This window comes from Ancylomarina sp. YFZ004 (assembly GCF_054254355.1).
This window is the reverse complement of record NZ_JBTCHQ010000046.1, coordinates 1-474: the sequence shown is the minus strand read 5'-3', so window position 1 is coordinate 474 and position 474 is coordinate 1. Positions and strand designations below refer to the sequence as shown.

Sequence of the window (474 nt, the reverse complement as noted above, 5' to 3'; positions counted from 1 at the left end):
GCGAATATTACCGATGATGAAAGCGTATCAGCAGCCTTGAGTGTCAGTAATCAAGGTAATGAAGATGCCCCAACGGATATTGTTTATACGGTAACTTTAAGCAGCCCAAACAATACAGGATCACCAATTACTTTCGATATTGATGATGCAGGTACAGGTACAGCCAGCAGTGGTGTCGATTATACTGCCATCGCATCAGGTGCAACAATTACTGTTGCCAACGGATCTTCTACAGGAACATTCACCGTGGCAGTCATCGACGATGGCCTATTGGAAACTACCGAAACCGTCATTGCAACAATCAGTAACTCAAGCAATGGTGATGTCAGCATTAGCACTGCCAGTGCAGCGGCAAGCATTACCGATGATGAAAGCGTATCAGCAGCCTTGAGTGTCAGCACTCAAGGTAATGAAGATGCCCCAACGGATATTGTTTATACGGTAACTTTAAGCAGCCCAAACAATACAGGATCA

General features: G+C 44.9%; 1 protein-coding gene. It reads left to right on the top strand.

What is annotated here, in order from left to right:
* Positions 1-474: Calx-beta domain-containing protein (locus tag ACXR6G_RS20145; RefSeq protein WP_458363252.1), on the top strand; the 474-nt coding region annotated here is incomplete at both ends.